This is a genomic window from Paenibacillus xylanivorans (assembly GCF_001280595.1).
In the GTDB taxonomy this organism is placed as follows: domain Bacteria; phylum Bacillota; class Bacilli; order Paenibacillales; family Paenibacillaceae; genus Paenibacillus; species Paenibacillus xylanivorans.
On the sequence record NZ_LITU01000083.1, the window covers coordinates 207,941 to 225,863 of the forward strand.

Consider the following 17,923-nt stretch of genomic DNA (forward strand, 5'->3'; position numbering starts at 1 on the left):
GGAAATTGCAAAACAGGAGGTCGATCTATCGCTACAACTCAAGACTGCAGTTCAGCTAACAGATGGGCAACGATCCGACATTCGTAATCAGGTAGCCGAGACGGCTAAGAGTGAACCCGGAATGAAGGATCAAGCCAAGAACTGGCTGAGCACCATGTCTTCCGATGAACAAAAAACAATTTATCAACAAAAATATATCAATCAGCCCGCTGCAGAGCCGGAAAAGAAAAGCAAAGTAGAACTGGAGCCAAGAGGTAACCGATCGATTATTCAATAGAAGTGCGACCTTCACACATATGAAAAGTTAGATCGACAGGTTAGATATAGATGGAATTTAGACATTTGCTAAAAATACAGGATTAAGTCTTGAAGAAAGCAAAAACTTTAAAGGAACATATGATTCTAACTAAACATTAAAATCTTATTAATCAGTATGAGGGAACTTATTATTCCGACTATTTCCATCCTGTTTGGGATGTTGCGTACAGTTGGGAGCAGGCTTGTATGTCATAAAGCGAGGAAGCAAAACAAAACCTGTAACGGATATAGCATTTCATACATGTCCGCACTGTAATTATATTCTTTCTGGCTTTAATGTTCTTTCTGACTTATAGTATTTTATTCAGTAGGGGGGAGTGCACAACAATGGAGGAAATAAATATACTCTCGAAGGAAGAAGTTCTTTTAAACGGTTTAGAATTTACAGGAGATGTTTGTTTTGATGGAGAGTACGGGGACCAAGTTTTTGATAGGTCTATTGAAGATGGAGGAAATCCAGTAACAGGACTTGTTTACGAAAAGTATAGCAATGGGAATTTGGCTCACTATTGTTACTATGTGGATGGAGTTCCTGATGGTGATTATGTCACGTATTACGTAGATGGTAAAATAGAAGGATTTAAACGTATGCGTAAGGGAGCAATTGCTGGAAAGTCTATTTCTTGGTTCAAGAATGGTGAGATTAGATCAACATCAGTTTCTTGATCGTTTTAAAGTTACTTTCAAAAATGGAAAATAGGAACTGTGAGTAAATTCATTCTCGCCAACTTCACTACATACTACTTACTTGTGGTTACTCATCTAAGGGAATCAATGATTACTTGAACAAATAAATCAATAACAGGATAACAAATTGAAAGGTGATTATAATGGAGCAAATATTAAATCATCCATGGGAAATAAGCGAGAAAGAGGCCATTGTCCTTCAATATAGTTTAGCTGAAAAAGTCATTAAACAAGATGAATTTACAGAGGTGAATTATGTTGCTGGAGTTGATGTAGCATATAGTAAACGAAGTGATAGTTTAATTGCTGCAGTAGTTATTTTGGAGGTTAATTCGCTAAAACCAGTAGAATCAGTAGTAATTGAAGATAAAGTTAGATTTCCATATGTCCCTGGATTATTCTCATTCAGAGAGTTACCTCCAATTGTTAAGGCGTTTAAGCGAATAAAAATTAAGCCAGATCTAATTGTTTGTGATGGACAAGGCATCGCTCATCCAAGAAGGTTTGGCTTGGCTTGCCACTTAGGAGTACTTTTAGATACACCAACGATCGGGTGTGGGAAAACTAGATTGATAGGAACATTTGTGGAACCCGAATCCCAACGCGGTAGTTATTCACCTTTAATCGATAACAGTGAAGTAATTGGCAAGGTACTGAGAACTCAAAACAATGTTAAGCCTATTTTCGTGTCAATTGGTCACCGTATCTCTTTAGAAACTTCATGTAAATGGATACTGGAACTTTCACCTAAGTATCGGTTGCCTGAAACCACTAGACAAGCTGACCATCTTGTTAAAACTACTCTAACTTAGGATTATTACTGTACACAGAATGCTAACTGGGCGAATATTCAAAACGGAAAGGTCATCACCAAGTCAGAAGGGGTCAAGAGGTAACTTCAGTCCGCTGGATGTCACAAGAAATATACTTCCAGTGGTTTCTGATAAATGAATATGAACAAGTTAGGAGGATCGTATATGGAGAAAACGAATATCATGGCTGAATTTATCATTACCGGAGATCATTTCGAACCGAAGTTAATCACAGAACAGATTGGAATCGAACCATCAGGAACCTATATAAAAGGAGAAAAGGTTGATGATAGAGATTTGTATCGAAAAGAAACCTGTTGGTTCTTGGAGACGGACTATCAGGAATCTTTTGATGTCAATCAGCAATTGAACTACTTACTCAATCTTTTGGAGCCCAATATTGAAAAGTTGAAAACCTTGAGAATAAAGCATAATTTGAACTTTCTGTTTAGCTTCTCGATCAGGGTCATGAATAATGAAAGCCCTGCGATTTCTATCGAGCAAAAGGCAATCAGTATAGCCTATGACTTGAAAGCAGAGTTTGATTTTGATTTGTATATTCTATAGCAATAGGGATAAGCTTTTTATAAAAATACATACGTATAAAGAGTGTCATATTATATCATTTGCATACACCTACAGAGAAGAGCAATGGGTACAACTTACTTCTGATTCATAATACCCAGATGAATTGTTGATCACTTTCTTGATAGGGATAACCGGGTACTGGACGTCTCTCACTCACCCTAATGGTAGTTCAAGCACTGGATATCATTGAAACCGAATACGATTTTACAAAGTATATATAAAGGAGGATATAATTAGTTGCTATTTATAAGTTTGTGCTTGGTTACATCCATAGAGGGGAGGACGAATATGCCATTTATTGGGGGAATCATTTTAATCTTTATCCTAGCATTTATTCTATGGTCATTAATGTTCCCGCTATTCAATAAAATAGGTAGTAGAGTGTTGAAGAAATATAATAAATTCAAACAAGAGGAGAATGTAGATGAAAAATTCAAAGACGTTTAGAGTAGGGGCAATTGCAGTTGCATTAGTTATTATTGTGGGAGTGTTACTGGTGACCTTCTTTTTAACACGAATTCCTAATGGATATGTTGGGGTCGTTTATTCACCAAATGGAGGCGTAAAAGATAGTACACTGAGTCAAGGGTGGAAACTAGTTGGAGCGTTTGATAAAGTGACGAAATATCCTATCCGAATTCAAACTGTTGAATACAGAGATATTCAGATTGCTACTTCTGACGGGAAAAACATCACAATCGATTTTGCTTACAACTACCAAGTAGAACCAAGTAAAGTATCTTCTATCTTTAATACATTTGGGCCAATTAGCATTCAAGAAATTGAGGATACATATCTCAAAACACGTTTCCGTGATGCAGCTCGTAAAGGTATTTCTAAGTTTACAGTCATTGATGTTTATGGTGAAAAGTCATCCGAAGCTGGCGTAGATGTCCAACAACGTTTTTCTGATGACGTTAAAGAGTTAGGCTTTATTGTATCAAACGTTACTGTAGGTGTTCCTCAACCTGACGCTAAGACTCAGGAAGCAATAGATAAGCGTGTCGAAGCCTCTCAAGAACTTGAACGTAAAACGACTGAACTTGAGATCGCCAAGAAAGAAGCAGATCGTAAGCGCGTTGAAGCGCAAGGTAATGCAGACAAACTATTGATCGAAGCAGAAGGTCAAGCTAAAGCAAACAAAGAGCTTCAACAATCATTATCGAGTCAACTCGTTGAATATGAAACCATCAAGAAATGGGATGGAGCACTTCCATATGTAAGTGGGTCAAATACTCCAATGATTCAATTACCGACTACAAAAACAGAGCAAAATAGCGGCACGGGGAGCGTAACACCCTAATTAGCGGTTTGAAATGCACGTTTTGCTTTTTCAACAATTTAATGTGTTGAATTCCAATGAACAAGCCGGTCCAATCGTGGGCTGACTTGTTCATTTTTGAGTCTTTTCAAAGGTACCATGAGGGATTTATTTAAGCCTTGACATTGGATTCACCTAGCCAATCCTGTACAATGAATAACGACAATAACAACGGTAGATTAAGGATGGATCAGCACGATGAGAATTATTATATCACCAGCCAAAAAGATGAAGATTGATACCGATCTTATGGCTATCGCACAGATGCCGCATTTTATAAACGAGTCAGAACAGCTGTTGAGTCTGCTTCAAAAGTTATCCTATGACGAACTCAAAGCGTTGTGGAAGTGTAACGATGCAATCGCCGAACTAAATATGGATCGGATTCGGAATATGAATTTAAAGAATAATCTGACGCCAGCCATCTATGCCTATGAAGGTATTCAGTATCAGTATATGGCTCCGGGTGTTTTTCAAAATAAGGAACTGGAGTATCTGGAGCAGCATTTACGTATATTATCCGGTTTTTATGGCATGTTACGGCCTTTGGATGGGGTTACCCCTTATCGGTTGGAGATGCAGGGCAAGCTGCAAGGTCCGGGGTTCAAATCCCTTTATCAATTCTGGGGTAGCAAATTGGCGGATCAGCTTCAATCGGAAAGCGACTGTATTCTGAATCTGGCTTCCAAAGAGTATAGCAAAAACATCTCGCCTTTTCTGAGCGAGGAAACCCGGTTTATCACTTGTGTATTTGGACAAATGGTCGATGGGAAGCTTGTTGAAAAGGCAACGCGGGCCAAGATGGCCAGAGGTGAAATGGTACGTTATATGGCAGAGCGGAAGATTACAGATGTAAAGTATGTCAGGAGCTTTGATCGGTTAGGTTTTGTTTTTTCAGAAGAGCTATCCGACGAGAGAACGTATGTTTTCATACAATCAGGGGGAAAGTAGACTGCTGTACAACGGGTGGGTTTAATGTTCATAAACTGAGCATTTTTTTATTGCAATTCGAAGATTTCTACTTCGATATCGATATGAGTAAGAGTAGGCCGAAGTTGCTAACGATTGAGCAGCATGACTATTACTTGATGAGGTAGGTAGAAATTTGCAGGAGAAGAAAATGAAATTATAAATTATGAACCCCGGCACTGCTGAAGTAGCATTTGCCGGGGTTTATTGGTTTGGTATCTGGTACTTTAAGAGGTTCACTTTACAAGACAAAAATTAATAAACGTAACGTGGGTTATTTTGGCTCTAATGAGATTCAAATACGCAGGTACTGTTCCCGCTACAGTAGCATAGTCATCATTTCAAAAAAGATACCATGGTTACTGCTGATTGGGGTTGGAGAATGAATTTAATAAATAAGTTGCTGCCACAATATCCAGAAATGGTCTACGTGCGGATCAGAATAGATGATACCGGTGTAGGTGTTGGTGTTGATGTAACTGATCGTCTAAATGAAATTATAGCAGAAGAAGGACTTACGTATGAAGTCATTCCAATCAACAATGGATCATCGTCTTTGGATGAATATTACGGAAATGTGGGCTTATATTAAGGGACTTCTGGAACAAAAATATGAGCAAATTATATAAATAATGACTCTACAATTACCCGATGACAATGTATTTACTTCCCCAATTGACTGAAAGAAAATGGTCAATGACCAGTAAGGGGGAAATACTCCTTGAAAGTAAAAAGGACATGAAGAAGCGCGGATTAAAGTCGCCTGACAGAGCAGACGCATATGTTCTTACCTTCGGTGAATATTTGCTGGAAGCACCTCAGTCTATCATGCTTCCAACAATAGGCGGCGTGTCAATAAAAGGGTAAAATGAAACAACTACCTTCCATTCACAGGGAAGCCCCACTCATAAGCATGGATTGATAAACTTACTTTTGCAATGAGCAGACTCTCCAGATTCAGCAGGAAGTAATTCAACGGAGCTATCTGGATCATGAAGGGGAGTTTGATTATATCTATTGCGGAGAGAAGGGAATAAGAGATAGCACCTTCCGTGGAATAAAAAAGAAGGGGTAAAGATCCTGGCATTAGTACTGGATTTACAGAAAACCTTTACTATTAATGATAATTATTGTATAAATAGTTATTAAGATTATCTTATGTGCAAAGGAATGATTTTTCTGATCAGACTTATTACGGGGAGTGTATTCTGTTTAATCTCTGCCTTGATGTATTCAACCTATTTTATTTGTCGTTCAATATTAGGTGCAGGCAAACTTGAAATATTTAATGATCCTGCTTTAGAAATATTACCTAAATTATCACTGATATCAATATTGCTAGGCGTAATATACATTATTGTTGGAGAATATCAAATAATAAAAAAAAGGAAGGCATAGAGCCTTCCTTTTTTTTATTGATAAAGTTTCTCCACAACAACAACCACACCTTTTGTCTTACCTCCAGGCAGCGTAACGGGTGATTTAATAGTTACATCGCTCTGTCTAGAAAGTTCGTTACCGAATCTATTGTACCCTACAAGATCTCCTTTTGTTACGTTATAAATTGGAGTGAATGTAAGTTTAGCCATTGTACGTGGCTGTACTTCTAAGCCTGCACTGTAACTGTAACTTTTTTTGTCTTCCCATCCCCCTCCTAATGCAACTTCAACCGCTTTATACCAGGTACTTGTAACAGTGGCACTTGCTACCCAACCCCAATCGCGTTGCCAATTCACATTTGTAGTTGCGATGGTTTTATAACCTGGATTTTTGATCCAATCAGTCATATCAGTTTTCATTCCAGTTTGTAATTGTGCAGGCCAATATCCACTCTGCAAAAATTTACGGGAGGTAACAATCAAATTAGGGTTATCAGCCATTGGACTAATAACACTATCATTATTTCTGAAATTATCAGCAAAATTTTGAGCGTATGGAGTTATTGGAAATGTCTGTTCTGAAGCAATTAGCCCGTTGTATTCATCAAGAGTAATCTCTTCTAAACCGTTCTCTGTAGTAATAAAAGCTTTTACGATTTGCTCATTTTCATTGTTAGTTGCAGTTATGCTGATTTCAGGTTGTATAGGTTGTGCTTGTACTGCTGAAGAGATAGGTAAAGAAAGAATTGCTGCTGATAAAGCGACACTAGTTATAATTTTTTTTTTCATGTTGTCTTCCTCCAGAAATTATGAATTGGTAACTTTTCACATTGTATAGTAAAAATATCAAAAAATAAACATATATTTTTATATTATGGTTAAAAATAGTACATTTGACCTGATATTAATTGGGTATTTCTTTATTATTTTCTGAATGATTTTTAACTTAATTATGATAGTTTTATGATCTTTAGTTGAACATCAGACGGGATATATTTGTATTGTGGATATCGAGCGAGAATGAAACGCATAGCTGCAATAGCGGCAGATGACTGGGGCGTTCCTCTTTCTCGCTTTTTCTATTTAAGGAAAGACATAGTGATAAGTACTCCTGATTAATTGCAACTTTTTCTGTGACTGTTGAAGTTGAATAAATTGTCGATATAATGGTATGGGACATTTTTCCTATAACATACATAAAGGAGTTGCAGAGAATTGAAATGGTTTAAAGGAGTGCTATGTTCGGTTTTGATATTAGTCATCGGATTTACGTTGACTACTAATGAAACTCAAGCAGCTTCAAAGAAGGTATCATTGAAGCTTTCAAACGGAGGTACATACTACGGAGAAGTCAAGAATGGTAAGCCTCACGGAAAAGGGACTGCTCGTTGGGGAGAGAATAAAACTTATTCTGGTGACTGGATTAATGGGAAGAGATCGGGGGTAGGTAAGTATGTGTTAAAAGATGATGTAAGTTACGAAGGGGCAGTTGATATCATTACTTATACAGGTTCATGGAAAAATGATAAACAAAACGGACAAGGTACTTTGACTCGTAAAATTGATGAATCGGAGACCATTACCGGAATATCTTCTATAGAAAAAGGAACTTTTGAAAATAATCAGTTCAAAAAAGGAACTAGCTTAAGTGTAGTTTATGATTATTATATGTTTTCGTATGAAGATGACGCAAAATATGTTTATTTAATAACTTTTGAAGAAAATTTAAATAAAGTGCTAAGTGGTAAAACTGGGAAAGATCTAATCACATCAATTACTTACTATAAGAAAAAGTCAAATGGGTTGTATGAAGGGTATGATTATGGCTATGAACCCGAATCATCTGGGGCAACTTACTCAACTGGTTCATACAAGAAGACATCAAGTTATGGGTACATACCATATAATAGTGTTATTAATTCGATTGAGGATGATCACTATTTGCAAGAAAAGTACACAAATGGAAAACTCTCAAAAGCAGAAAAAAAATATGACACAGATAAATTTTTCAGTACTATAAATGCTAATTTGGACAAGCGTCTACCTGACTTGAAGCCGATCTTAAAAGCATTTGCTACAATGAAAAAGGAAATTGAATAATGAATTTTAGTCACCAGTGTCCAATAATTGTTAGTATGGCGTATGGTCTTGATGAGAGTGAGGAGAACATAAGTTGCAAAAAGCGGGAAATTGACTTGTTGTTCTTCTCTCTTTTGTATTCCTATTAAGTCATACTACAGCCAAAGTCGTTCCTTTACTGGATCGGCTTTTTGTATTAGAGAATTGAAGTGATCAGCAGTATGAGACGAAAATGGAAACGAACTCGACCCAGAAAGCAGCGGGAGAAGTGCAAAAGGTTGTATGGGGAAGATGGGATGGAGTGAAACAGTTTTATAGTAGACCTGTTTGTCCGAAAGAGGTAAAATAAACCAAAATGATTGTAACGGGGTGACTGAATGTATATTGCTCAACCAGAAGATACTGATATGGCAATTCAAGAGTATATAGATCAGATTAAAGAGAGACGTTTTTTTATCGATAAAGAATCTCGTCTTTTGGATATTTTTATTAGTTCATTGAATACATTTAATATTTCTAAGGAAGATGTGTTCTATAGAGGTCGTATTTTGGATGAAGGTAAAACGGAATATACTGACAGTGAGTTGCATGCACCACCGATTAATTTAGTTGGTGTTGGGAGGCTGAATCCTCGGAGGGTCAGATATCTGTACGTTACAGATACTGCTCATACAGCAGCTGCAGAACTTAGGCCGTGGATTTCAGCAGTGGTTGTTGTTGGTAAAGCCATACCTAAACGTGAATTGAAAGTTTTGAATTTCGTCCCTACAGAAGAAGAGAAGAACAAAGAGAAAAGTTATAGAAGACAAGTGAGTCAAATGTTTTCACAGCCTGTACGTCCTAATATCTCTGATGTAGAATACCTTGTAACACAAAGCATCGCTGAGTACGTAAAGTTAAAAGGGTTTGACGGTATACGATATCAAAGTGCTGTGGACTCGAAAGGAGTTAACTATTGTTTATTCGATCCTGAATCGATGAATATTGAGAATAGCCATAAATTAAAGATTAATCATATTGATTATGGTATTTCTGAAGCGCCTTAAAGGGTGCTTTTTTCTTTTGCTCTCATATGACGGAATGTAAGCCGTTCTGAGTTTTTAACATGAGAACTTATGTTTGCATTAATCAGTCCATTGAAGAGCGGAGAACGGCGTCTGAGTGAGCGTACGCATGCATATGATGGTCACCCAAACGCGGAAACCAACTCAACTTAATTAGGGCAGAAGGAATGGGCCAGTTTATGTCGAATTGTGATATGCAAGTGAGGTGAAAAATGAATTCAATTCCTATTCCACTATTGTCCGCAGGTGTCTCAGCTCTAATAGCAGTAACAACATTTTTAATTCTACATTTCTTTATTGAACCATACAAAGAAAAGAAGAGGAGGAAGTTCGATAGGTTACATATCTTATATAGTCCTTTGTATGCATTGATTGTTGCCCGAGCGTATCTTTTCGAAACATTTAATGTTCCTTCCAAGAGTCCGGTTGTGCTCGGAAGTATCAAAGACCATGAATTTTTAACCAAAGAATTCACAGATAAGCTTATGTTTGATAAATCTGCATATGCTTCTACTGAGTTATTGGATGCCTGGGGCAAATATGTTTCATCTATAGTAAAAACCCCAGACGAGGTTGTAGAGCGCTTCGTTAAAGTAGCTGTAAAAGATTATAATGAATTGAAAAAGGAACTAGGCATGGACTATGACAAAGAAGAATATAAAACCGGATTACCTAAAAATATCAGACTCAGAACATCCAAGTAATAACCTTGGGTGTTTTTTTGTGGAGTAAGTGTAGTTGCAGAACATGAACATTGAATGATCAAGGCAGATCATAACGATCTGCCCTTCTTATTTACTGTCCTTGGCCGTGTCTGAGTTTGGCAGTTTTGTAGTTGCAAACAGCATTGATACTAAAAGCTGTGGCTACAAAGATTACCGAGATTGCGAATAGAATTGACAACAACATGGCGTTTTCCCTCCTAACTGTTCATAGTGCGCCCTAACTATCGGAATAACCAACCATTTAGTTGGGGTTGTTCCGAAAAAAAGTTGAGATGATATAAATAAACATCTACAATAGCGTTTTTCCCACTCCTTATAGTAGTCGTCCTAAGATCGATAAAAGGTGCTGGTGTGTTTTGAATTCCCCACAGGAACCTTATACGGGAGCCGCTAATATGAAAGCTTTAGGAGGCTTTTAAATAAATTATTTATGGAGGTATAGACATGAACATCAGAATCGTGCTAGTCGATCAGATTAATGCAGCAGTCTACAACCCTCGTGTGTACTTTAACCAGGGGGTGTTGAATACGAGAAGCTTCGCCGCAGCATAGAGGAATTTGGTTATGTTGAGCCAATCGTCTGGAACGAACAGGGCACGTGGTCGGTGGCCATCAACGGTACAAGATCATGGTTATTCATAAATTAAAAATGAATTTAGCTCAAAAAAAGCAAGGAATTTGACACTGTTTGTCGAATGAATAATTCGAGGTGGCTAATTATGGATGAATTAATAGAGAAGATAACAGCATTTAGAGATGAACGAAACTGGGGACAATTTCATAATCCAAAGGACCTTGCAATTTCTTTAAATCTGGAAGCGAGCGAATTGCTTGAGCTCTTCCAATGGAAGAACAGTGAGAAAGCAATCGAGCAAAATAAAGACAAGCTTCAGGATGAGTTGGCAGATGTACTTTATTATGTGCTACTGATGTGCCATGATCTTAATATTGATCCAAAGGAAGCATTACTTCATAAGTTACAAAAAAACGCCGAAAAATATCCTGTAGAAAAGTCTTATGGATCAAACAAGAAATATACAGAGCTACATGGAGGTACCAATGAGTAAGGTGATTTTACAGCCATCAGGAAACAAAGACGCTCGAGAACATTATGAAAACACAATTCAGAGTCCAGTACCTATCCAAGTATTATCGGAGTATCTACCCGAGGAAACTATAGAGCAGTTAAAAACTTTTTATCCAGATGGATTGGTTCCTACGTGGGGAGTGACTCCAGGCAAAAACAATGTTAACGTCCATAAGTGGGAAAAGATCCAAACAGGTGATGTTACAGTGTTTTCTGCTAATGGGCGAATATTTGCTTCCAGGTGTGGTTGTATTGAAGTTGCAACACAAAGAACTAGCTACTAGGTTATGGGGCTACGATAAGTCCGGTCAAACATGGGAGTATGTTTATTTTCTCGATGAGATCAAGCAACACGCAATACCCTACATAGAATTTAATCGAGCTGTTGGATATGCTGATAATTATATTATTCAGGGATTTAATGTAATGAGAGAAGAATTAAGCGAACGAATGTTATCATCATTCGATTTGAAAAGTGAAATCTATCTACCAGATGTTTCTGAAGAAGAGTTATGAAGAGGAAATACTCCAGTTCGAAGATCATGATAATCTTGACACATATCGTACGGGTAAAGGAAGGAAAGAACAACCTTTCCTTAGGAAACAGCTCTTCAAGAATAAAAAAGTAGGCACATGTGGTATTTGTGGGAACCGGTATCCGGTGGATCTCTTGGTTGCAGCACATATCAAAAAGAGATCGAAGTGTTCCAGGGAAGAGCGTCTAGATTACAAGAACATTGTTATACCAATGTGTAAATTTGGGTGCGATGACTTGTTTGAGAAAGGTTATATTATAGTTGTTGATGGCAAGGTACTTAGAAATTTTAAAAAATCTTATACTCCGCATCTATTGGAGAAAATTGTTCAAATTGAAAGTAGACAATGCCAACATTGGAACGACAACACTCGAATATATTTTGAGTGGCACCAGCAACAGTAATTACAAATATATCATGTTGATTTGTCTTAAAGAGAAGGAGTTTTATTGAATGAAAGATAAAAAAGATGAACGTTTTCCAGATAAAAAAGATCTAACGTACTGGATTCTCATATTATTAATTTTGTTTACTGTCGTTGCAACTTGGAAAACAGAAGATCCTGGGAGATTATCTGCTGAGTTGGCATTGGGTGGAACAATTCTGTCAATATTATTAGGTGTTGTAGCAATCATTTTCTCATTTATCCAATCATCAAGTAGCTCTCGGCAATCTGAAAAATTGATTGATAGAATAGCGAAAATGACAAGTACAGTCGAAAGTCTTTCGAGAGTAAGTGATTCTTTGGAAAATGTAAACAAACAGCAGATCGGGAAAATTGAAAACATAGAGAACAAGCTCCAGAGTTATTTGAAAGAAATAGGAACTAAACTTTCGGCAAGCAATGAGAAGTTTGATTTTTCAGAAATTGAGCAAGTAGTTGAAAAAATTAATAAACTAAAAGAGTCTGATTTAGACTCAGGTTTAGTTATATTTGGCCCTCAGGCACTACTTAATACAATAAAAAACTTGGTTGGAGAAGATAAAACAATTCATATCCAGGTGCTCTGGATGAACTTATTCGAAAATGGTGTTCGTATAGAAATTAATGAATTAGAAGAAGTGCTGAAGGGATTAGAGAAGTCTAGACATATAGAACTTATAAAATCTGATGACCAACTCTTTGTAAAATTAGCTGAAAGTAAATAGTTCCAGAAAAGAGTCCGAGATATCGGGCTCTTTTCTTTTGGGGGTGGTGATGAACATATGAGGTTTGCTGAGTAAATCCGTAGTAACTATCCATAGAAGTATGAAGAACTTTAGAAGGTAAGGAAACATTTCCTGCCTTCTATTTTTGTGTCTGGGGGTGAAACTTTGAAATGGTATCATAAAGCCATTTATTCATTTGCAAATTCAGTTCTTCCGGCTGCTGTAAAGCGACAGATGATGGGTTTTGGCAGGATGACTTCACCAAGATCGTCAAACGGATGGGATATATTCAATTGGCTCCCGAAAAAGTACCAGAGCGCTCATAATATTGATCTGACCAAACTACAGAATCACACAGCAGAGGAACTACTTGCGATTCTTGTATCTGTTCATCCTGATATTTCGCATGCGCTCTACAACTTTCTGCGTATGGGAGACACGCCACTTACATTTACAGCAAAGAAGCAGAATGGTAGTGACGATAAGAATGGACAGAGGTCTTTGGATGCAATTAAGAACTTATTGGATTCTCCACTTCCTTCATCTGGTTATCAGCTTGGAAGGTCGCTGGATAAGCTTGATACGATTCAGCGCATTATAATCATGGTACGTGGGGCTTGTGCTGGTGAGGTGGTTCTTAACGAGCACTGTAACGATGTGGTTGATATTATGCTATTGACCCTTCGACGATTTGGTTCAGGAGAGAAGAGGGTACGAATCAACTTATTCCTTGGAAATACGTCAAAAATCCACGTCCTCTTGCTGGTGAGGAATGTTTTGCTCAATGGTTGATGACCCTTACAGACGAACGCCTTAGCAAAATTGAAAGGGTGAATTCATTACCAGGGTACTATTTTAGCTCTACTTTCATCATGAAAGGACTTAGCCACGGGTCTGTAAAACTCAAGCCGAATTATTTGATGGATATGGTCTTCTTACATCTGTTCGATTCAAAAGATAATCTGTGCTGGTCTGATGATAATCAGCGAGCTTAATCAATATAGCCGTTGGAATGTCCAGCTCGCCACGTTCATAGTTGCTATATACACGTTGGCTACAACCGAGATAAGCGGCCATTTGTGTTTGGGATAAGTCTTTGTCTTCACGCAAATTGCGTATACGAGCATACATGATCATCACCTCACCACTATCATACTTTAGCGTGTTATCCGCTATTGATTTTTAGCGGAAAATCCGCTAAAGTATAGTGAGAATAGTTGGTAAAAAGACTAGGTGGGGATAACATGTCAAACCTGATCGAAGATTTGTTTCACGGGAACCTGCGGTTGGACGAGTCGATTCATCCTGAGCACTCCGAATATCAGGAGATCAATCGCCAGATATCAGACCTGATGCAAGACTACAAAACACAGCTTACCGAGAGCGAATACGATGCTTTGGAGCAACTGATAGACTTAATCGGACAATCCACATCCATGTATGTGGAAGCGGCATTCGAGCAAGGTTTTCGCACAGGCGGCAGACTGATGATTGAGGTTTTGAGTAAACCGTGAGTATCTATCAGCCTAGAAACCAGCACACTACGAACTCAAACCTAAAAATCCCCTTCTCTATTACCACCGATCAGGCTGGCATGGGGGAGGGGAGTTTGCTTTATAAAATATTCTTTTATCTTACTATCTTCAACCTACCGCGCACCAATATTTGTACCCGATGGCGTACCCGAGCCGATTAGATCACTGCCTGTGGCAAGCTTCAAGAAGTTACCCAGTACAGGGGTGCCATCGGCGGCACGGGTTACCGAAGGCACGAGGGAGACAAAATCAGCTGCGCTGGCGAGCAGGCCTTTGGCGTTCTCGCTTTTTTTGTTCTTCCACCAGACGTTGGTGCTGCTGACGTCGGTTCCGCTGGTTTTGTCACTGGCGCCGCCTTCGAAGGACAGGTTGTTGGTGAAGATATGTGTGCCTACATCAAAGGCAAAGTTGCTTTGGCCATTTTGCCAGGACGTATTGTTTTTCATCTGGATTGAACCGGGATTGCTGTTATAGGTGAAGCCGTGCTTTTTATTTTGAAAAGCAATGCTGTTCACCACGATGTGATTCACCGCGATTTTCTCGCCGCCCAGCTTGAAGCCGTTACCGTCACTATTGGAGGTGGATGTACCATCCGAAGTCTGCCCATTGTGATGGGAGATGCTGTTGCGAATCGTTACGACGCCAATGGCGCCCGTATCTGTTTTGCTGTACAGATCCCAGCCATCGTCTACATTATAGGCAGCGATACAACCGTCGAACAGGTTGCCCGGGCCAACCGTCAATTTGGCGGCAAAGCCGTCCGCATCTTCTCCGTCATCCGGATCATAGTTATCATGGGAATAGGAGCGAATAATTTCATTATAGGCAGGCCATTCGCTGTTTGCCGCAGTCGAAGCATAACGCCCCAGTTGGATCCCGGTATCCCGGTTATGGTGAGCCTCGATCTGTTCTAGGCGGTTGTAGCTGCCCCCGATAAAGATACCGTTGTCACCAGCACCCTTTACTTCAAGTCCTTTGACGAGCCAGTAGTCTCCGAACATTTGCAGCCCGCGATTGGTGGAGGTGAAGGTTTGGGCCGAGAAATCAAAGACAGGCTTTTCCGATCCATACGCCACCAGATTTTTGCGTTGTCCCGATGTACCACTATTGCCTCGCTCAATCGTAACCGTTTCCGAGAAGCTGTAGGTGCCACCGCGCAGATATATTGTTTTACCCGGTGCGATTTGTGTCAGCGCGTTAGCCAGTGATGTAGGACTCGCAAGGGTTCCGGGATTGCTGGCCGAGCCGCCAGGAGCGACATATAGATCACCTGCAGCGAGTGTAGTACTGGAGGCAGCTACAGAATCAGAGGGATTTTGCAGTCCACTCTCGATCAATTCCGCCGCACCAGCCGATCCACCGCCGAGCAATAATAGAGGGAACGCGGCACTTAGGCAGATGTTAGTCATTTTCGATTTCAGCGAACGTTGAGATGAGGAATGAGCAGAAGTAATAGGGAATAATTTCATTAAGCAAACCTCCTTAGTAATTGGGAAATGAAGTCCTAAAGGACACAGGTTCATGGTAAATGTTGTAAACGTTATCATCAATAATCATTTGATCAGATGGACTCAACCTGCTGACAAGCCTCGTATAACTGTTCGGAAATGGAAATTCATATGAGTAACGCATAATCTTGCGCTCAGTTCATGTCCCTCATTTAACAGGGGATCATCTGAAATGAACGTAGAAAGAGCCTCTTTTCCCAGCAAACGGCATGATCCATACCTCCAATCCGCCGAAATCAACTTTATAAATTTTTTAAAAAGAAGGACCTCACATGTTCAGCTCACAGGCTGCATGGGTTGGAACGCCAAATACCCCCGATAGCAGGGCTGCATCAAGCAGTCTTAGCTACCAGGGGTTATGAAACGAACCTATATGTTGCTATAAAACATATCCGTTGCTTTTAAATAAGCATTAGCTCAATCAGCCAGTCTTTTAATACGGATCTGCTTCATGGCTGTCTTTGGCAGCCTGTTCAATAGTAGGCTCATGTTTGGGTTGAACAGTAGCGCTGTCATCGGTTGAAACGGAAGATAATCCTTCGGCTACCCGACGTCCATAATCGGCATCCGCTTGTGTAAAATGGGAGATCATCCGCTCACGAATATCCGGTTTGCATGTAGCTAAAGCATCTACCAGATTGCTGATCAACTCGTCTCGTTCCCAATCCTTAAATGAACGGTAGGTATCACCGGCTTGTCCGAAGTCATTGGTACGCTCAATTTTTTCACGAACAAGACGACCTTCAATAAGAGGTTCATGTTCCTTGCCGCGTGGAGTTGCCTCCTTCAAGCCACCCAACGAGGAAGGTTCATAATTGACGTGTGGATTCTGACCTGGCGCACGATCGACCTGATATTGCATCTGCCCGCCGCTCTGATTGGTGGCTACCCGCTTTTTCGGTGCATTGACGGGCAGTTGCAGATAGTTGGCACCCACCCGGTGACGCTGGGTATCGGAGTAGGAGAAGGTGCGTCCTTGCAGCAGCTTGTCATCCGAGAAATCCAGTCCATCCACCAGCACACCTGTGCCAAACGCTGCCTGTTCCACTTCATTGAAGTAGTCCTCGGGATTACGGTTTAAGGTCATTTTTCCAACCGGCAAAAATGGAAACTGCTCTGGCGGCCATAGCTTGGTTGGGTCCAGCGGATCGAAATCCAGTTCGGGATGCTCGCCATCCTCCATAACTTGAACGCATAGTTCCCATTCGGGATGGTCTCCGCGTTCAATGGCCTGATACAGGTCCAGTGTCGCATGGTTGAAGTTCTGTCCCTGAATATCGCTGGCGTCCTTCTGAAGAAGATTCCGTATTCCTTGATTGAGCGGTTCCCAGTGATATTTAATGAGCACGCCAGTGCCTTCCTGATTCACCCATTTGTATGTATTGACGCCTGACCCCTGCATTTGCCGATAGTTGGCCGGAATTCCCCAAGGGGAGAAGAGAAACGTAATCATATGGGTAGCTTCAGGACTGAGGGAGACAAAATCGAAAAACCGTTCCATATCCTGTGCATTGGTCAACGGGTCCGGCTTGAAGGCATGTACCATGTCCGGGAACTTGAGCGGGTCACGAATGAAAAAGATTTTCAGATTGTTGCCCACCAGATCCCAGTTGCCGTCCTCAGTATAAAATTTCACAGCAAATCCGCGCGGGTCCCGAAGCGTCTCCGGGGAATGTCCGCCGTGAATAACCGTGGAGAACCGAACGAATACGGGCGTTTCTTTGCCTTTTTCCTGAAACAGACGTGCGCGAGTATACTTCGATACCGGTTCATCCCCAGCCGTTCCATAAGCCTGAAATACGCCATGAGCGCCAGCACCGCGGGCATGGACCACCCGTTCTGGAATACGTTCGCGGTCAAAATGGGTGATCTTTTCGAGAAAATGATAGTTCTCCAGTGTAGTCGGTCCCCGGCTGCCGACGGTTCGAACATTCTGATTGTCTGTAATGGGATGGCCCTGCCGATCCGTTAATGTCTCGGGAGCCGCGTCTGAGGAATGCTCAGGTTGTGAAGACTGATGATTCATGGAGCACCGCCTTTCCTTATGATGGATTCGAATATATATTTTCCCTGCAAGGCGGTTCTATACATCGTTTTCATTAAAAAAAGCTTGTCACCCACCTCATGGCGTGGGATAATTAACTTTTGCCCAGCGGCCTTTTTGAA

General features: G+C 40.1%; 19 protein-coding genes. 15 read left to right on the forward strand and 4 right to left on the reverse strand.

Features of this window, described 5'->3' with window-relative positions; translation table 11 throughout:
• The 7 genes from AMS66_RS33310 to AMS66_RS32580 all read left to right on the forward strand — a co-directional run.
• On the forward strand, nt 1–277 hold a 277-nt coding region (locus AMS66_RS33310; RefSeq protein WP_201782245.1), incomplete at its 5' end, for a hypothetical protein.
• A gap of 368 nt (nt 278–645) precedes the next feature.
• Nucleotides 646–984 carry a toxin-antitoxin system YwqK family antitoxin gene (locus AMS66_RS30520; protein ID WP_053784343.1) on the forward strand — a complete coding sequence of 113 codons (339 nt, stop codon included), beginning with the start codon at nt 646–648 and terminating at the stop codon, nt 982–984.
• A gap of 164 nt (nt 985–1,148) precedes the next feature.
• Nucleotides 1,149–1,817, forward strand: coding sequence for a deoxyribonuclease V (gene nfi, locus AMS66_RS30525; protein ID WP_053784344.1), 669 nt, complete (start codon nt 1,149–1,151; stop codon nt 1,815–1,817).
• 165 nt (nt 1,818–1,982) lie between these two features.
• The gene (locus tag AMS66_RS30530; RefSeq protein WP_053784345.1) at nt 1,983–2,384 is read left to right on the forward strand and encodes a DUF4279 domain-containing protein; all 402 of its coding nucleotides are present in this window, start codon (nt 1,983–1,985) and stop codon (nt 2,382–2,384) included.
• A gap of 445 nt (nt 2,385–2,829) precedes the next feature.
• On the forward strand, nt 2,830–3,708 hold the full coding sequence (locus AMS66_RS30535; protein ID WP_053784346.1) for a prohibitin family protein: 879 nt from the start codon (nt 2,830–2,832) through the stop codon (nt 3,706–3,708).
• Nucleotides 3,709–3,924: 216 nt separating this feature from the next.
• Nucleotides 3,925–4,677 carry a peroxide stress protein YaaA gene (gene yaaA, locus AMS66_RS30540; protein ID WP_053784347.1) on the forward strand — a complete coding sequence of 251 codons (753 nt, stop codon included), beginning with the start codon at nt 3,925–3,927 and terminating at the stop codon, nt 4,675–4,677.
• Nucleotides 4,678–5,050: 373 nt separating this feature from the next.
• Complete coding sequence (locus AMS66_RS32580; RefSeq protein ID WP_201782246.1) at nt 5,051–5,287, forward strand: hypothetical protein; 237 nt, start codon at nt 5,051–5,053, stop codon at nt 5,285–5,287.
• An 820-nt stretch (nt 5,288–6,107) separates the two neighbouring features.
• On the opposite strand, the gene AMS66_RS30550 is transcribed toward AMS66_RS32580, so the two are convergent.
• Entirely contained in the window at nt 6,108–6,863 is a 756-nt protein-coding gene (locus tag AMS66_RS30550) for a hypothetical protein (protein ID WP_053784349.1), read from the reverse strand.
• A gap of 426 nt (nt 6,864–7,289) precedes the next feature.
• On the opposite strand from AMS66_RS30550, the gene AMS66_RS30555 reads away from it, so the two are divergent.
• The 7 genes from AMS66_RS30555 (at nt 7,290) to AMS66_RS30595 (ending at nt 13,506) form a co-directional block, all read left to right on the forward strand.
• Nucleotides 7,290–8,174 (forward strand): MORN repeat-containing protein, encoded by an 885-nt coding sequence (locus AMS66_RS30555; protein WP_053784350.1) that lies wholly within the window; start codon nt 7,290–7,292, stop codon nt 8,172–8,174.
• A 356-nt stretch (nt 8,175–8,530) separates the two neighbouring features.
• A complete protein-coding gene (locus AMS66_RS30560) occupies nt 8,531–9,199 on the forward strand; it encodes an RES family NAD+ phosphorylase (protein WP_053784351.1) in 669 nt (222 codons plus the stop codon).
• 230 nt (nt 9,200–9,429) lie between these two features.
• On the forward strand, nt 9,430–9,921 hold the full coding sequence (locus AMS66_RS30565) for a hypothetical protein (RefSeq protein WP_144424650.1): 492 nt from the start codon (nt 9,430–9,432) through the stop codon (nt 9,919–9,921).
• Between the two features lie 740 nt (nt 9,922–10,661).
• A complete protein-coding gene (locus AMS66_RS30570) occupies nt 10,662–11,009 on the forward strand; it encodes a nucleotide pyrophosphohydrolase (protein ID WP_053784353.1) in 348 nt (115 codons plus the stop codon).
• A gap of 239 nt (nt 11,010–11,248) precedes the next feature.
• Entirely contained in the window at nt 11,249–11,545 is a 297-nt protein-coding gene (locus AMS66_RS30580; RefSeq protein WP_201782247.1) for a hypothetical protein, read from the forward strand.
• Between the two features lie 473 nt (nt 11,546–12,018).
• Complete coding sequence (locus tag AMS66_RS30590) at nt 12,019–12,714, forward strand: hypothetical protein (protein ID WP_053784357.1); 696 nt, start codon at nt 12,019–12,021, stop codon at nt 12,712–12,714.
• Between the two features lie 165 nt (nt 12,715–12,879).
• Nucleotides 12,880–13,506 carry a hypothetical protein gene (locus AMS66_RS30595; protein ID WP_236703695.1) on the forward strand — a complete coding sequence of 209 codons (627 nt, stop codon included), beginning with the start codon at nt 12,880–12,882 and terminating at the stop codon, nt 13,504–13,506.
• 111 nt (nt 13,507–13,617) lie between these two features.
• On the opposite strand, the gene AMS66_RS30600 is transcribed toward AMS66_RS30595, so the two are convergent.
• A complete protein-coding gene (locus tag AMS66_RS30600) occupies nt 13,618–13,845 on the reverse strand; it encodes a helix-turn-helix domain-containing protein (protein ID WP_053784358.1) in 228 nt (75 codons plus the stop codon).
• A gap of 113 nt (nt 13,846–13,958) precedes the next feature.
• Here AMS66_RS30600 and AMS66_RS30605 point away from each other — a divergent pair, with 113 nt between their 5' ends.
• A complete protein-coding gene (locus AMS66_RS30605) occupies nt 13,959–14,228 on the forward strand; it encodes a DUF6809 family protein (RefSeq protein WP_053784359.1) in 270 nt (89 codons plus the stop codon).
• Nucleotides 14,229–14,362: 134 nt separating this feature from the next.
• Here AMS66_RS30605 and AMS66_RS30610 read toward each other — a convergent pair whose 3' ends face one another.
• Nucleotides 14,363–15,718, reverse strand: coding sequence for a right-handed parallel beta-helix repeat-containing protein (locus AMS66_RS30610; protein ID WP_144424651.1), 1,356 nt, complete (start codon nt 15,716–15,718; stop codon nt 14,363–14,365).
• Nucleotides 15,719–16,190: 472 nt separating this feature from the next.
• Nucleotides 16,191–17,783 (reverse strand): catalase, encoded by a 1,593-nt coding sequence (locus AMS66_RS30615; protein ID WP_053784360.1) that lies wholly within the window; start codon nt 17,781–17,783, stop codon nt 16,191–16,193.
• Between the last annotated feature and the right edge of the window lie 140 nt (nt 17,784–17,923).

Excerpts from the sequence above, each read along its gene's own strand:
- AMS66_RS30520 (WP_053784343.1), top strand. The coding sequence starts at position 646 with ATGGAGGAAATAAATATACTCTCGAAGGAAGAAGTTCTTTTAAACGGT.
- nfi (WP_053784344.1), top strand. The coding sequence starts at position 1,149 with ATGGAGCAAATATTAAATCATCCATGGGAAATAAGCGAGAAAGAGGCC.
- AMS66_RS30530 (WP_053784345.1), top strand. The coding sequence starts at position 1,983 with ATGGAGAAAACGAATATCATGGCTGAATTTATCATTACCGGAGATCAT.
- AMS66_RS30535 (WP_053784346.1), top strand. The coding sequence starts at position 2,830 with ATGAAAAATTCAAAGACGTTTAGAGTAGGGGCAATTGCAGTTGCATTA.
- yaaA (WP_053784347.1), top strand. The coding sequence starts at position 3,925 with ATGAGAATTATTATATCACCAGCCAAAAAGATGAAGATTGATACCGAT.
- AMS66_RS32580 (WP_201782246.1), top strand. The coding sequence starts at position 5,051 with ATGGTTACTGCTGATTGGGGTTGGAGAATGAATTTAATAAATAAGTTG.
- AMS66_RS30550 (WP_053784349.1), bottom strand. The coding sequence starts at position 6,863 with ATGAAAAAAAAAATTATAACTAGTGTCGCTTTATCAGCAGCAATTCTT.
- AMS66_RS30560 (WP_053784351.1), top strand. The coding sequence starts at position 8,531 with ATGTATATTGCTCAACCAGAAGATACTGATATGGCAATTCAAGAGTAT.
- AMS66_RS30565 (WP_144424650.1), top strand. The coding sequence starts at position 9,430 with ATGAATTCAATTCCTATTCCACTATTGTCCGCAGGTGTCTCAGCTCTA.
- AMS66_RS30570 (WP_053784353.1), top strand. The coding sequence starts at position 10,662 with ATGGATGAATTAATAGAGAAGATAACAGCATTTAGAGATGAACGAAAC.
- AMS66_RS30580 (WP_201782247.1), top strand. The coding sequence starts at position 11,249 with ATGGGCGAATATTTGCTTCCAGGTGTGGTTGTATTGAAGTTGCAACAC.
- AMS66_RS30590 (WP_053784357.1), top strand. The coding sequence starts at position 12,019 with ATGAAAGATAAAAAAGATGAACGTTTTCCAGATAAAAAAGATCTAACG.
- AMS66_RS30600 (WP_053784358.1), bottom strand. The coding sequence starts at position 13,845 with ATGTATGCTCGTATACGCAATTTGCGTGAAGACAAAGACTTATCCCAA.
- AMS66_RS30605 (WP_053784359.1), top strand. The coding sequence starts at position 13,959 with ATGTCAAACCTGATCGAAGATTTGTTTCACGGGAACCTGCGGTTGGAC.
- AMS66_RS30610 (WP_144424651.1), bottom strand. The coding sequence starts at position 15,718 with ATGAAATTATTCCCTATTACTTCTGCTCATTCCTCATCTCAACGTTCG.
- AMS66_RS30615 (WP_053784360.1), bottom strand. The coding sequence starts at position 17,783 with ATGAATCATCAGTCTTCACAACCTGAGCATTCCTCAGACGCGGCTCCC.